Consider the following 13,165-nt stretch of genomic DNA (forward strand, 5'->3'; position numbering starts at 1 on the left):
GTTCAATTTGTTACGCGGATCGGCACAAGATCACGAATTCGTGATAATCGCCCGATCTCGCAACCGGTACGGCCGGCAACGACTGCGAGGGCTCATAACACCGATCCGCGCGCCCCGCACCCGGCGCCCGGCAGCAGAGGGCCGGTTTGCCCCGTTTTTGCCCGGTGTAGCCCGAAGATTCCCATTTTCTGCCCCGCTGTCGTCACGCCCCGGGGTCTCTGTTCGGCCCGGGACGGGCGGAATTGGGGAGATCATCACATGATGAAAGCCAGCGGGCGCGCGGCCCTGATTGGTCTGGCCGGGCTATTGTTGCTGTTCGGAGGCCTTGCTCAAGCGGCCCCAGCCTCAGCCACGAGCAAATCGGACAGCGCGGGCAAGCAGGCCGACACGGCCAAGCCGGGCAAGCATCGGCGCCACGAGTCACGCCACACCGGCAGCAGCAAGACGGCACAGAAATCGGACGACAAGACCGATGCTCCGGCAAAGGCCGACGAGGCTGTGGCCGACAACAACGCCCCGGCCTCGAGCCAGATGCCGCCGGCAGTTGCCAATGCCAATGCGCAGCTCGCCGCCACCGATACGCCGACCGCGGCTGCAGCCTCCGCGATGACCGACCGCGCCAACGGCAATGTCCAGGCAGCGGCCGATAATACCGGTGCCGGGAACGCCGAGAGCCAGGTCGTCGCACCCGATCAGCTCAACGAGATCGATCGCGCCGCGCAACAGGATAGCTCACCGGCACAGAAGGCGGTGATTGCCGCAACCGAGGCGCAGCCCCGGCCGGCGCCGGTCATGGCAAGCAGCCAGCAGAGCTCGGCCTGGGACCAGAGCTCCCTGATCGGCAAGATCTTCATCGGCGTCGGCACGCTGCTGACGCTGGCGTCCGCCGCGCGCATGTTCATGGCGTGAGTGCCGGTTCGATCCCGGCCTGAAGTCTTGGCTTGAAAGCCCTCCGCCGGAATGCGCCTTTCGCGGCGTGTTCCGGCGGCCTTCAGCCCCCTTGAAGGCATCCGCGCCAGCAGGCACATTGCCCGCCCAATCAAAAGCGTGGGTGGAGCATGAGCACGTTCGAACACATCATCGTCGAAAGCAGCGGTGCGGTCGGCATTATCAAGCTGAACCGGCCGAAGATGCTCAACGCGCTCTCCTTCGGCGTCTTCCGCGAGATCGCCGCGGCGGTCGAGGATCTCGAGGCCGATGACGCCATCGGCTGCATCGTCGTGACCGGCAGCGAGAAGGCTTTTGCCGCCGGCGCCGACATCAAGGAGATGCAGCCGAAGGGCTTCATCGATATGTTCTCCGAGGATTTTGCCGCGATCGGCGGCGACCGCGTCGCACGTTGCCGCAAGCCGACGATTGCGGCGGTTGCCGGCTATGCGCTCGGCGGCGGCTGCGAGCTCGCCATGATGTGCGACATCATCATCGCGGCCGACACCGCAAAGTTCGGCCAGCCCGAGATCACGCTCGGCACCATTCCCGGCATCGGCGGTACCCAGCGCCTGACGCGCGCCATCGGCAAATCGAAGGCGATGGACCTGTGCCTCACCGGGCGCATGATGGATGCGGCAGAGGCCGAGCGCTCAGGCCTCGTCAGCCGCATCGTGCCCGCCGACAAGCTGATGGACGAAGTGATGGCGGCGGCCGAGAAGATCGCCGCGATGTCGCGGCCCGCGGCCGCGATGGCCAAGGAAGCGGTGAACCGCGCCTTCGAGACCACGCTTGCCGAGGGCATGAGCGTCGAGCGCAACCTGTTCCACGCGACCTTCGCGCTGGAGGACCGCTCCGAGGGCATGGCGGCATTCATCGAGAAGCGCAAGCCGGTGAACAAGAACCGGTGATGCCGACGAACGTCAGGCTGATGTAAGGCTCTGCCGCGTTCCCGTTAGATCCTGTGACGAAGCTGCAACAAGCACGGATTTCATGGGAGTTTTCCCCGCGGCAGTTTGCCTGCGGGACCTCGGCTGGCTAAACAGTTAAGAGGCCATCGTCGGCGGGGGCGGACAGCCGGGGTTTAACAGGATTACATGATGGGGCGTACCGCCAGAGCTGGTCGCGCGGTAAAGCGGCATCGATCGGGCGTGGCTCCTGTGCTTGCGACATGGAGCACGCTGGCGCTGTCGTGCGCCCTCCCCTCCGCTGCATGGGCTGAAGCCCTGCCGGAGGCGTTGGCCAAGGCCTACCAAACCAACCCACAGCTCAATGCCGAGCGCGCACGCCAGCGCGCGACCGACGAGAACGTGCCGCAGGCGCTCGCCGGCTACCGACCGCAACTCGTGGCGAGCCTCAGTGCCGGCCTGCAATCGGTGCGCAACCTCTTGCCCAACAACACCATCCAGACCGCCGATCTGAAGCCATGGATCATCGGCGTCACGGTGACGCAGAACCTGTTCAACGGCTTCCGCACCGCCAACAATGTGCGGGCCGCCGAGCTCCAGGTGCAGTCGGGCCGCGAGGCGCTGCGCAACGTCGGCCAGGGCGTGCTGCTTGACGCGGTCACCGCCTACACCAACGTGCTCGCCAACCAGTCGCTGGTCGAGGCGCAGCGTTCCAACGTCGCCTTCCTGCGCGAAACTCTCGCGGTCACCCAGCGCCGCCTCAACGCCGGCGATGTCACGCCGACGGACAGCGCGCAAGCCGAGGCGCGCCTCAATCGCGGCCTTGCCGATCTCAACGCTGCCGAAGTCGCGCTTGCCGTCAGCCAGGCGATTTATGCGCAAGTGATCGGCAATTCACCCTCGCAGCTTCGGCCCGCCGAGGTCGTCGATCGCTATCTGCCGAAGAGCCGCGAAGACGCCATGACGATGGCGATCCGCCAGCACCCGGCGGTGTTGGCGGCAGGCTTCGACGTCGACGTCGCCTCCACCAACATCCGCATCGCCGAAGGCGCGCTGCTGCCGAGCGCCACCATCCAGGGCAGCGCCAGCAAGAGCCGCAACAACGATCCGACGCTCGGCACTTTCGCCGAGGACCAGGCCTCCATCGTCGCCAACGTCACCGCGCCGATCTATGACGGCGGCCAGGCCGCCGCACAGACCCGGCAGGCCAAGGAGGTCACGGCACAGAGCCGGCTGGTCCTTGACCAGGTGCGGAACCAGGCGCGCACGGCGGTGGTCAGCGCCTGGGTCGCCAATGAAGGTGCCAAGATCGCGGTCTCGGCCTCGGAATCCGAGGTCAAGGCCGCGACCGTCGCGCTGCAGGGCGTGCAGCGCGAGGCCGCCGGCGGGCAGCGCACGACGGTGGACGTGCTGAACTCGCAGGCGGATCTGATCCAGGCCAAGGCTCGTCTGATTGGCGCGCAGCGCGACCGCGTCATCGCCTCCTACACGCTGCTCAGCGCCATCGGGCATCTCGACGTCAAGACGCTGAACCTGAACACACCGGACTACCTGCCCGAGGTGCACTACCACCAGGTCCGCGATGCCTGGCACGGCCTGCGCACGCCATCGGGGCAATAGGCGACCCGAAGCGCAGCGCTTCCAAACGCCCTGCTCCGCTCGCATCTCGCCATGCCTGTTCCTTGACGATCTGTCGCCCATAGGCTACAGTTAGCTTCATGATCGAGGTGAGGCAGACCGAGCATTTTTCGGGGTGGCTGAACCGCCTCAAGGATCCCAATGCGGTCGCCCGGATCACCGTCCGCATTCGCCGCATGGAAATGGGTAATCCCGGCGACAGCAAGAGCATCGGCCGCAACCTCCGAGAAATGCGCATCGACTACGGCCCGGGCTACCGCATTTACTATTTACAGCGCGGAGCGCAGATCGTGATCCTGTGTGCGGCGGTGACAAGCGCACACAACGGCAAGACATTGAGCTAGCCCAGCAACTGGCGGAGACATTGTGATGCCAAAGGCAGCAAAAACGACGGCAAGAACGGCATCCAAAACGACGCGTTTCGACGCGGCCGACTATCTCGACACTGAAGAGCGTCAGGCCGCCTATATCGCAGCCGCGCTGGAAACCGGCGACGCCGATTTCGTGCGTGATGCGCTTGGTCTCGTCGCGCGTGCGCGCGGCATGAGCGCAATCGCAAAGAAAGCGGGCTTGAACCGGGAAAGTCTATATAAGGCGCTCGGCGAGTCCGGAAATCCCGAGTTCGGTACGGTCATGCGCATTGTCGGAGCGTTGGGCCTGACGTTATCAGCCCAACCCGCGACAAGCGGACGAATGTCGAAGCGTCGTCGCGCCGCCTGAGCAACGCGCCTGGACGTCGTGGTCGCGGTCACCATCCACCAGACCGATTCGAGCAATCCCGGGGATAGAGGATATGAACAGCCGACGCATCCATCTGACGGGCGCTTCGGGCTCCGGCGTGACGACGCTCGGCCGGGCGCTCGCGGGCCGGCTTGCTTTGCCGCATCATGACAGCGACGATTATTTCTGGCTGCCGACCGTGCCGCCCTACCGGACGACGCGCCCGGTGTCCGAGCGTCTGCGCTTGATGCACGAGATGTTTCTGCCGCGTCTCGACTGGGTGCTGAGCGGATCCGTCGCCGGCTGGGGCGAGGAGCTTGTTCCGTTCTTCGACCTCGTCGTCTTCGTGACCACGCCGCGCGACGTCCGCCTGGAGCGATTGCGCGCCCGCGAGGCCGCCCATTTCGGCGCTGGTGCCGTCGCGCCGGGCGGCTGGCGTCACGACGAGACCGAGTCATTTATCGACTGGGCCTCGCATTATGAAGCCGGGAATCGGGAAGGCCGCAGTCTCGCCAAGCACGAGGCCTGGCTCGCGGGCCTGCCCTGCCCGATCATTCGCGTTGACGGCTCACGCCCGCTTGCGGACCTCGTCGAGCAGCTATGCAGCGACGTGGAGCGATTACCGCGCTGATGTGATACGGTCCCCGGCACCACGACCAAATAACAACATCGGGGAGAAACCATGCTCAATCGACGCAGCGTCCTGCTTGCCTCCCTTGCCGCCGGAGTAGCCATGACCAGCAAAGCCCACGCCCGCGCGGCGCAACCCTCGACGCCGGTCAATTTCGACGTTCCCGCACATGCCTGCGACTGCCACACCCATATCCACGGCGACGTCGAGAAGTTTCCGTTCTTCGCCGGACGTGTCTACACGCCGGAGCCGGCGAGCCCCGAAGAAATGGCCGCGCTGCACAAGGCGCTGCATATCGAGCGCGTGGTGATCGTCACGCCGAGCGTCTACGGTACCGACAACTCCTCCACTCTGTTCGGCATGAAGGCGCGCGGCGCGACCGCGCGCGGGGTGGCGGTGATCGACGACAAGACCACCGAGGCGCAGCTCGACACGATGCAGCAGGACGGCTTCCGCGGCATCCGTCTCAATCTTGCCACCGGGGGCGTCAACGACCCCAATGTCGGCCGGCCGCGCTTCACCGCCGCCGTCGAGCGCATGAAGGCGCGCGGCTGGCACGTGCAGCTCTACACCACGCTCGCCATGATTTCGGCGATCAAGGACCTCGTCGAGACGGCGCCCGTGCCCGTCGTGTTCGATCATTTCGGCGGGCTGGAAGCTTCGCTCGGGCTGGAGCAGCCGGGATTTGCCGACCTGGTCGCGCTCGTCAAATCCGGCAAGGCCTATGTGAAGATCTCCGGCGCCTATCGCTCGTCCAAGCTCGCGCCCGATTATCAGGACATGGTGCCCTATGCGCGTGCGCTGATCGCGGCAAATGCGGACCGCATCGTCTGGGGCACCGACTGGCCGCATCCGGATTCCAGCCGCGTCGAGGGCCGCAAGCCAACCGACATCGCCCCCCTCTATCAGATCGACGACGGCCGCCTGCTCAACCAGCTTCCGGTCTGGGCGCCGGATGCCGATATACGCAAGAAGATCCTGGTCGACAATCCGGCACGGCTCTACGGGTTCTGACGGTCAGCGCGCGCGGCGCGAGAAGAACGAGATCAGGACCGGCAGGGTCACGAGGATCACGACCGGCGCCAGCATCATGCCGGTGACGACGACGACCGCGAGCGGTTTCTGCACCTGCGAGCCGATCCCCTCCGACAGCGCCGCCGGCAGAAGGCCGACGCCGGCGACGACGCAGGTCATCAGCACCGGCCGGAGCTGCAGCTCGCCGGTGCGCACCACCGCGCTCATGCGGTCCATGCCCTCTTCGATGAGCTGGTTGAACTGCGACAGGATGATGATGCCGTCCATCACCGCGATGCCGAACAGCGCGATGAAGCCGATCGCCGCGGAGACGCTGAATGCCGTGCCGGATATCAACAGGCCCAGCACGCCGCCAAAGATCGCCATCGGAATCACGCTCATCGCAAGCAGCGTGTCGGCCATCGAGCCGAAATTGAACCAGAGCAGCACGCCGATCAGCGCCAGCGAGATCGGCACCACGATCGACAGCCGCCGGATCGCGTCCTGAAGATTGCCGAATTCGCCGACCCATTCCATGTGCGAGCCGGGCGGCAGCTGAACTTGCTCGGCGATCTTGTCCTGCGCTTCGCGTATCGCGCTGCCGAGATCGCGCTCGCGGACCGAGAACTTGATTGGCAAATAGCGTTCCTGCTGCTCGCGATAGATGTAAGCGGCGCCCGAGACGAGGCTGATGTTGGCAACCTCGCTCAGCGGGATTTGCGTGACGGTGCCGTTCGGCCCGGGCGCGCCGATCCGCAAGTTCTGGATTGCCTCCGCGCTCCTGCGATATTCCGGCGCGAGACGGACGATGATCGGGAAGTGACGATCGCTGCCCGGCTCGTAGAGATCGCCCGCCGTGTCGCCGCCGATCGCAACCTTGATGGTGGCGTTGATGTCGCCCGGGGCGAGACCGTAACGCGCGGCCTTGGCACGGTCGATGTCGATCTGGACGGTCGGCTGGCCGAGCGAGGTGAAGACGGCAAGGTCGGTGACGCCCTGCACGGTGGCCAGCACCGATTTGATCTTATTCGCGGTGTCGGTCAGCGCCTGCAGATCGTTGCCGAACAGCTTGATCGAGTTCTCGCCCTTCACGCCGGAGACGGCTTCGGAAACGTTGTCCTGGAGATATTGCGAGAAGTTGAACTCGACGCCGGGAAAGCGATCGTCGAGCTGCTTGAGCAGTTGCGCGGTCAGCTCTTCCTTGTCGCGCGTACCGGGCCACTGGCTCACGGGCTTGAGCGGCGCAAAGAACTCGGCGTTGAAGAAGCCGGCAGCGTCGGTGCCGTCGTCGGGACGACCGTGCTGCGACACGACGGACTCGACCTCCGGCCGGGCGCGGATCACCTTGCGCATCTCGTTGACGTAGGAGTTGCCCTCCTGCAGCGAGATCGTCGGCGGCAGCGTGGCGCGAATCCAGAGATTGCCCTCTTCCAGCTTCGGCAGGAATTCGAGGCCGAGCAACCGGCCGAGCGCGACCGTCATCAGCACGAGGCCGACCGCACCGCCGAGCACGATGTTGCGATGGCCGACCGCCCATTGCAGCAGCGGCGAATACAACCGGTGCAGGATCAGCATGACCCTGGTCTCGGTTTCCTCGACATGGGCGGGCAGGATGATCGCGGACAGTGCCGGCGTGACGGTGAACGTCGCAAGCAGGCCGCCGGCGAGCGCATAGGCATAGGTGCGGGCCATCGGCCCGAAGATGTTGCCCTCGACGCCCGATAGCGTGAACAGCGGCAAGAAGGCCGCGATGATGATCGCCGCGGCGAAGAAGATCGAACGCGAGACGTCGGCAGCCGCGCTGAGGATGGCGTGGCTCTTCATGCCGAACAGCGTCTCGGGCGACATATGCTCGGATTCCGACATCGGCGTCGTCTGCGTCAGACGGCGGAAGATCGCCTCCACCATGATGACGGTGGCATCGACGATCAGGCCGAAATCGATCGCACCGACCGACAGAAGGTTGGCCGATTCGCCGCGCAGCACCAGGATGATGACGGCGAAGAACAGCGCGAAGGGAATGGTGGCGCCGACGATCAGCGCGCTGCGCAAATCGCCGAGGAAGATCCACTGCAGCAGCACGATCAGCAGAATGCCGACCACCATGTTGTGCAGCACCGTATGGGTGGTCAGCTCGATCAGGTCGCCACGGTCGTAAATGCGCTCGATGCGCACGCCGGGCGGCAGGATGCTGGAATTGTTGATGGTCTGAACCAGGTGGTGGACCCGCTTGATGGTCGGCGAGCTCTGCTCGCCGCGCCGCATCAGCACGATGCCCTGCACGATGTCGTCGGAATCGTCGATGCCGGCAATGCCGAGACGGGGTTTCTGGCCGACCGTAACGGTGGCGACGTCCTTGACCAGCACCGGGTTGCCGCCGGTCTGCGCCACCATGGTATTGGCGAGATCGTCGATCGACCGGATCAGGCCGACACCGCGCACGACCGCCGATTGCTGGCCGATATTGACGGTGTTGCCGCCGACATTGACGTTGGAATTGCCGACCGCCTGGAGCAATTGCGGCAGCGTCAGACCGTTGGCGACCAGCTTGTTGAAGTCGACCTGGAGCTCATAGGTCTTGCTCTTGCCACCCCACCCGGTGACGTCGATGACCCCCGGCACGGCGCGGAAGCGGCGCTGCAGGATCCAGTCCTGGATGGTCTTGAGGTCGAGCACGCTGTAATTCGGCGGACCCACCAGACGGTAGCGGAAGATCTCGCCGATCGGGCTGAGTGGCGATATCTGCGGCTGGACGTTGCCGGGCAGCGGCGCGAGCTGCGCCAGGCGATTCAACACCTGCTGCAACGCCTCGTCATAGGTATAGGCGAAGGAGAACTGAATTTTGACGTCGGAGAGACCGTAGAGAGAGATGGTGCGGATGGTCGTGATGTTCTTCAGACCCGCAACCTGGGTCTCGATCGGGATCGTGATGTAGCGCTCGATCTCTTCGGCCGACAGACCCGGACTTTGCGTCACGATGTCGACCATCGGCGGGGTCGGATCGGGATAGGCCTCGATATTGAGCTGGTTGAACGCGATCAGGCCGCCGATCAGCACGGCGACGAACATCCCGACCATGAGGAAGCGCCGGTTGACGGCAAGGGCGACGAGACGATCCATTCAAGCTTCAGTTTGTCTCGAGTTTTCTTGGGTCGTCGATCAGCTGCCGGACGCCGCGCGGTCGATGAACAGGCTGCCTTTGGTGACGACCTGCTCGCCGGGTGTCAGATTGCTGGTGACCTCGACGAGGTTGCCGTTGACGAGGCCGATCGTGATCTGACGCAGCTCGACCGACTTGTCCTCGCGCGCGACCCAGATGCGGACCTTGTCCGCTTCATAGATCAAGGCCTGCTTCGGCACGGCCGGCGCGGCGCGGTCGCCGGCCGAATAGATCGTGACGTTGGCGAACATTTCGGGCTTGAGCAGGCCGTCCTTGTTGTCGATGGTGGCGCGGACCAGCAGACGGCGGGTGTTGGGGTCGATCGCGGCGGCGACGTAGTTGATCTTCGCGGTGAGCGGACGGCCCGGCAGCGCCATCACGTTGACCGTGATGTCCTGCCCGATGCAGATCGCCGCCGCATCGCTCTCGCGCACGAAGGCGGTGAGCCAGACCGTGGAGAGATCGCCGACCACGAAGACCGGATCGCTGGCGCCGGAATTGACGTACTGGCCCGGGCCGATCTTGCGCTGCACGACCGTGCCGGAGATCGGCGAATAGATCGTGACTTCCCGATTGATCACGCCCTTGTCCTGGAACGCCTTGATGGTCTCGTCGGTGAAGCCGAGGATGCGCAGCTTGTTACGCGCGGCTTCCAGCGCAGTCTCCGAGGAACGCATGTCGTTGCGCGCCTGAACCTGGGTCGCCTCCGCCTGCTGATAGTCCTTCAGCGGAATGGCATGGCCCTCGTAGAGGTCCTTGGCGCGCTTGAACTGGATGTCGGAGAGCTCGAGCGCCGACTTCGCCTTGTTCAGCGAGGTCATCGCCGCGATGAAATCGTTCTGGGCCTGCACCGTATCGGCGGCCTCGATTGTGAACAGCGGTTGCCCCTGCTTCAGCGTCTCACCCGGCTTGGCCAGCAGCTTGGTGACGCGGCCGGCATAGGGCGAGAACACCGGCGTCGAACGGTCCTCGTCGACGGCGACCTTGCCTTCGGTGACGTATTCGGCGCGGAAGGCTCTGGTCTTGACCGGCTCGATCGTCAGCGTCGCCCATTCGGACGCCGTCGGCGTGAAGTTCTGCGCATTCCTGCGCGACTGGCTGGAGATCTCAGAGTGGCTCTTCTCCTTGGCGCCCGCACGGAGAAAGCCGTAGGCCCCGCCGCCGGCAAGAGCTAGTAAAACTACGGATGCGATCACCCGCTGTTTTGTAAGCACCTGCAATCGCTTGGTATTTTCAACTACCATAGGGCCCGGTCTTGTCTGCGACGATGTCGGCAAACGATAGCCTCATCGGTCGCGCTAATAGTGCCGAATTGAGAGTTCAAACAACCTAAAAAACGCTCCGCGCCTTTCCGTTTGAGTTAAAATTTTGCGACGCGTCAGCTCCGCGTCAGCTTCGAGGCGGCCACTGTGCCGGATGACTGCCGAGCGGCATCGCCGGACGGCTCCATTGCGCCGGCGTCTTCGACAGCCGTGCCGAATGCTGCACTGCCTTTAACGTGCCAAAGCCAGATGGCATGCGCTCGATGAACGCAGCATGTACAGCTTCCCCGGTAAGATCCGGGGTCTTCAGTCCGCCGTCGAGCCGGCCGAGATTCCACAGCCAGCGTCCGGTCTGCGCCAGCGAGACGCGCACGTGCCAGCTGCCGCCTTCGCACGCCTGGCGTGCTCTGGCCATCATCGCGCCGAACGCCATCAGATAGCCGGTGGCGTGGTCGAGGATCTGCGCCGGCAATTCCTTGGGACCGTCGAGGCCGGCGGCCTGACCTTCAGCATGGTTGAATCCGGTCGCGGTCTGCACCAGAGAATCGAAGCCGCGCCGCTCGGCCCACGGGCCGGTGTGGCCATAGGCCGACAACGTGACATAGACGATGCCGGGACTGATCTCCGCTGCATCCTCCGGAGAAAAGCCGAGCGCGGCGAGCGCGCGCGGGCGATAGCCCTGCGAGAAGATGTCGGCGCCAGTGAGCAACTCGCGCAACTGCGCCCTGCCCGTCTCGCTCTTCAGCTCGATGAAGGTGGCGAGCTTGCCACGGCCGGTATCGATGGTGAGCCAGGGAATGGCGGGCAGCTCGGGCCCGGACACCAGCAGCACGTCGGCACCGTGCACCGCGAGCGTGCGGCCGGCAACGGGACCTGCGATGACCCGGGAGAGATCGAGCACGCGAAGACCTTCGAGCGGACGATCGCCTTCAGGCCACGGCCGCGGCGCGGCTTCGCCGATCTTCTCGATCGAGAGCAGCGGCAATTGCGCGAGCGCACGTGCCTGCGGCAGCGCGGACCATTCGTCGTGAGAGCGCATCAGGGCAACGACGCCGCCGGCCGCGTAGGCCGCTGTCTCGAAATCCTCGCCGGTCCATTGCATCAGTCTTGCCTGCACCTTGTCCCGCTCCGGCTCGCAAGCAAGCACTTTGCAGACGGCATCGCGGTGATGCAGAAAATTGGTGTGGCAGCGGACGAAGCGATCATCGCCGGCCTTGTAGACACCGGCAATTGCGTCCCAGGCCGGAGGCGGCGGCTTGTCGTCGAGACGCAGATAGCGTTCGGAACGGCATTCGGCGACGGCGTGGCGCATGTCGACGGAGACATCCTGCGTCTGCCCGCTGCGCAGCCGCCAGATCTCGGCCGCGGCGAGGCCTGCGGCTGCGATCGCGGCCTGGCCGGCGACAGCAACACGAAATGAGGACGGAAGCTGCGGCTCCTCGCCGGTCAGCCGCACGCGTTCGAGCGCGGCCCGATCGCCGCCAGCGGAGGTCCAGATCTCCTCGAGAATGTCGGCGGGGCCTTGCATGGCCGCTTCTCTCCCTCGTCGTTTGCTGTACTTTTCGCGACCATGTCACGATCGCAGAAAGGATTGCAATGGCCGCCATCGATCCCCTTACCGCGGGCGCCGTGTTCGTCGCAACGGCGGCCACCGACGCGGTCTATGTGATGTTCACCTCGGCCGTGGTCGCACGCAAGCGCGTGCCGGCCGCCACCTGGAGCGCGATCTGGTACCTGCTCTCATCCTACGCGGTGATCAGCTACACCGAAAACGCTTTCTATGTCGCCTTCGCCGCGATCGGCTCCTGGGTCGGCGCCTATGCCTCGCTCACCTTCCTGCACCGCCCGCCCGGCGGCCCGCCGATAGGGGCTGCGCCGGAGTGAGGGACGCACATGCCTCTCCTCGTCATTGCGAGCGCAGCCAAACAATCCGGACTGTTTCCGTTGAGAGACTCGGGATGGCTTCGCTGCGCCGGCAATGACGATGTAGAGGCTTCTGTGGGCCTTCTGAAACAGCTACACTCGCGGCATCAACAAAAAGGAGCCCAACAATGGATCTCGGTCTGAAAGGCAAGAACGCCCTCGTCCTCGGCGGCACGCGCGGCATCGGGCGGGCGATTGCGGCAACGCTCGCCGGTGAAGGCGCCAATGTCGCGGTGTGTGCACGCAATGCCGAGCGGGTCGCAGCCACCGTCGCCGAGCTGAAGGCGAGCGGTATCAAGGCTGCCGGCGGCGCCGTCGACGTCACCGACGGCGCGGCGTTGAAGGCCTGGATCGAGAGCTCAGCAAAGGAGCTCGGCGGCATCGACCTGCTGTTCTCCAATGCCGGCGCGATGGCGCAAGGCGGCGATCCCGCGTCCTGGGAACAGAATTTCCGGCTCGACGTGCTCGGCGCCGTGCATGCGTTCGATGCCGCACGACCGTTCCTCGAGGCCAGCGGCGCCAGCAGCGGCGACGCCGCTTTCGTGATCATCTCGTCGATCTCGGCGGCGCAAGCCGACACGGCCAGCTCCTACGGCCCGATCAAGGCGGCGCTGATCCACATGGCCAAGGGACTGGCGCGGCAATACGCCAAGAAGAAGATCCGCGTGAACGTCGTGTCGCCCGGCACCGTCTATTTCAAGGGCGGCGTCTGGGAGATGATCGAGAAGAACATGCCCGAGCGTTACAACGACGCGATGAAGCGCAATCCGACCGGACGCATGGCAACGCCGCAGGAGATCGCGAGCGCCGCAGTGTTCCTGGCAAGCCCGGTGTCTGGGTTCACCACGGGATCCAATCTCGTCGTGGACGGCGCGATCTCGAACCGGGTGAATTTTTAGGAGGTTCGTTCAAACTCCCCCGCCGTTATGGCCGGACTTGACCCGGCCATCCATGCGCCACCGCGCAATCAGAAAGACGTGGA

At 65.0% G+C, this 13,165-nt stretch carries 12 protein-coding genes; 9 read left to right on the top strand and 3 right to left on the bottom strand.

Annotated features, from left to right (window positions below; genetic code table 11):
- Positions 1–258 precede the first annotated feature (258 nt).
- From P6U31_RS24555 to P6U31_RS24585, 7 genes are all read left to right on the top strand, one after another.
- Positions 259–909 carry a hypothetical protein gene (locus P6U31_RS24555; protein ID WP_407184342.1) on the top strand — a complete coding sequence of 217 codons (651 nt, stop codon included), beginning with the start codon at positions 259–261 and terminating at the stop codon, positions 907–909.
- Positions 910–1,058: 149 nt separating this feature from the next.
- Positions 1,059–1,838: an enoyl-CoA hydratase gene (locus P6U31_RS24560; protein WP_407184343.1), complete on the top strand. Its 780-nt coding sequence runs from the start codon at positions 1,059–1,061 to the stop codon at positions 1,836–1,838.
- A 186-nt stretch (positions 1,839–2,024) separates the two neighbouring features.
- Positions 2,025–3,455, top strand: a complete 1,431-nt coding sequence (locus tag P6U31_RS24565) for a TolC family outer membrane protein (protein WP_407184344.1) — start codon at positions 2,025–2,027, stop codon at positions 3,453–3,455.
- 98 nt (positions 3,456–3,553) lie between these two features.
- Positions 3,554–3,817 carry a type II toxin-antitoxin system RelE/ParE family toxin gene (locus tag P6U31_RS24570; RefSeq protein WP_407184345.1) on the top strand — a complete coding sequence of 88 codons (264 nt, stop codon included), beginning with the start codon at positions 3,554–3,556 and terminating at the stop codon, positions 3,815–3,817.
- A 25-nt stretch (positions 3,818–3,842) separates the two neighbouring features.
- On the top strand, positions 3,843–4,193 hold the full coding sequence (locus tag P6U31_RS24575; RefSeq protein ID WP_407184346.1) for an addiction module antidote protein: 351 nt from the start codon (positions 3,843–3,845) through the stop codon (positions 4,191–4,193).
- Between the two features lie 73 nt (positions 4,194–4,266).
- On the top strand, positions 4,267–4,824 hold the full coding sequence (locus tag P6U31_RS24580) for a hypothetical protein (RefSeq protein WP_407184347.1): 558 nt from the start codon (positions 4,267–4,269) through the stop codon (positions 4,822–4,824).
- Positions 4,825–4,875: 51 nt separating this feature from the next.
- Positions 4,876–5,838 carry an amidohydrolase family protein gene (locus tag P6U31_RS24585; protein WP_407184348.1) on the top strand — a complete coding sequence of 321 codons (963 nt, stop codon included), beginning with the start codon at positions 4,876–4,878 and terminating at the stop codon, positions 5,836–5,838.
- 3 nt (positions 5,839–5,841) lie between these two features.
- Here the strand turns inward: P6U31_RS24585 and P6U31_RS24590 are convergent, their stop codons facing one another.
- The 3 genes from P6U31_RS24590 to P6U31_RS24600 all read right to left on the bottom strand — a co-directional run bounded on the left by P6U31_RS24590 (position 5,842) and on the right by P6U31_RS24600 (position 11,788).
- Positions 5,842–8,958, bottom strand: coding sequence for an efflux RND transporter permease subunit (locus tag P6U31_RS24590; protein WP_407184349.1), 3,117 nt, complete (start codon positions 8,956–8,958; stop codon positions 5,842–5,844).
- 39 nt (positions 8,959–8,997) lie between these two features.
- Positions 8,998–10,242 (bottom strand): efflux RND transporter periplasmic adaptor subunit, encoded by a 1,245-nt coding sequence (locus P6U31_RS24595; protein ID WP_407184350.1) that lies wholly within the window; start codon positions 10,240–10,242, stop codon positions 8,998–9,000.
- 145 nt (positions 10,243–10,387) lie between these two features.
- Positions 10,388–11,788, bottom strand: coding sequence for a CoA transferase (locus P6U31_RS24600; protein WP_407184351.1), 1,401 nt, complete (start codon positions 11,786–11,788; stop codon positions 10,388–10,390).
- Positions 11,789–11,856: 68 nt separating this feature from the next.
- On the opposite strand from P6U31_RS24600, the gene P6U31_RS24605 reads away from it, so the two are divergent.
- Complete coding sequence (locus P6U31_RS24605) at positions 11,857–12,144, top strand: hypothetical protein (protein ID WP_407184352.1); 288 nt, start codon at positions 11,857–11,859, stop codon at positions 12,142–12,144.
- 167 nt (positions 12,145–12,311) lie between these two features.
- Positions 12,312–13,082 (top strand): SDR family NAD(P)-dependent oxidoreductase, encoded by a 771-nt coding sequence (locus P6U31_RS24610; RefSeq protein WP_407184353.1) that lies wholly within the window; start codon positions 12,312–12,314, stop codon positions 13,080–13,082.
- Positions 13,083–13,165 lie beyond the last annotated feature (83 nt).

The sequence above is a fragment of the Bradyrhizobium centrosematis genome, assembly GCF_045571495.1.
Classification (GTDB): domain Bacteria; phylum Pseudomonadota; class Alphaproteobacteria; order Rhizobiales; family Xanthobacteraceae; genus Bradyrhizobium; species Bradyrhizobium centrosematis.

Excerpts from the sequence above, each read along its gene's own strand:
- P6U31_RS24555 (WP_407184342.1), top strand. The coding sequence starts at position 259 with ATGATGAAAGCCAGCGGGCGCGCGGCCCTGATTGGTCTGGCCGGGCTA.
- P6U31_RS24560 (WP_407184343.1), top strand. The coding sequence starts at position 1,059 with ATGAGCACGTTCGAACACATCATCGTCGAAAGCAGCGGTGCGGTCGGC.
- P6U31_RS24565 (WP_407184344.1), top strand. The coding sequence starts at position 2,025 with ATGATGGGGCGTACCGCCAGAGCTGGTCGCGCGGTAAAGCGGCATCGA.
- P6U31_RS24570 (WP_407184345.1), top strand. The coding sequence starts at position 3,554 with ATGATCGAGGTGAGGCAGACCGAGCATTTTTCGGGGTGGCTGAACCGC.
- P6U31_RS24575 (WP_407184346.1), top strand. The coding sequence starts at position 3,843 with ATGCCAAAGGCAGCAAAAACGACGGCAAGAACGGCATCCAAAACGACG.
- P6U31_RS24580 (WP_407184347.1), top strand. The coding sequence starts at position 4,267 with ATGAACAGCCGACGCATCCATCTGACGGGCGCTTCGGGCTCCGGCGTG.
- P6U31_RS24585 (WP_407184348.1), top strand. The coding sequence starts at position 4,876 with ATGCTCAATCGACGCAGCGTCCTGCTTGCCTCCCTTGCCGCCGGAGTA.
- P6U31_RS24590 (WP_407184349.1), bottom strand. The coding sequence starts at position 8,958 with ATGGATCGTCTCGTCGCCCTTGCCGTCAACCGGCGCTTCCTCATGGTC.
- P6U31_RS24595 (WP_407184350.1), bottom strand. The coding sequence starts at position 10,242 with ATGGTAGTTGAAAATACCAAGCGATTGCAGGTGCTTACAAAACAGCGG.
- P6U31_RS24600 (WP_407184351.1), bottom strand. The coding sequence starts at position 11,788 with ATGCAAGGCCCCGCCGACATTCTCGAGGAGATCTGGACCTCCGCTGGC.
- P6U31_RS24605 (WP_407184352.1), top strand. The coding sequence starts at position 11,857 with ATGGCCGCCATCGATCCCCTTACCGCGGGCGCCGTGTTCGTCGCAACG.
- P6U31_RS24610 (WP_407184353.1), top strand. The coding sequence starts at position 12,312 with ATGGATCTCGGTCTGAAAGGCAAGAACGCCCTCGTCCTCGGCGGCACG.